Origin of the sequence: Cobetia sp. SIMBA_158 (assembly GCF_046566945.1) — a bacterium.
In the GTDB taxonomy this organism is placed as follows: Bacteria; Pseudomonadota; Gammaproteobacteria; order Pseudomonadales; family Halomonadaceae; genus Cobetia; species Cobetia amphilecti.
Window position 1 is genome coordinate 1 of sequence record NZ_JAWJYL010000637.1, and the last position, 258, is coordinate 258.

General features: G+C 47.7%; 1 protein-coding gene. It reads left to right on the top strand.

Annotated elements, in window-relative coordinates:
* On the top strand, positions 1-258 hold a 258-nt coding region (locus R2R70_RS21375), incomplete at both ends, for a hypothetical protein (RefSeq protein ID WP_410979105.1).

Sequence of the window (258 nt, forward strand, 5' to 3'; positions counted from 1 at the left end):
CTTGATAACGAGCGCGATGCGGTTGAGCGCCAAGGCCGCGTGGCACTAACCGAAGTAGCCGCCACGATTAAGGGCTTGCGTGAAGATTTAGACCGCCTTCGCCGGGAAATGAACAGCTTTAATAAAGGCATAAGCCAGCACCGTATTTCTAACTTGCAAGCGTTTAAAATTAACGTAATACCGCGCAAAATGCTAGTTGATAGTATTGATACCATTATCAGTACGTCGCATCAGTTTGAGCAAGGCGACACGCTTGAT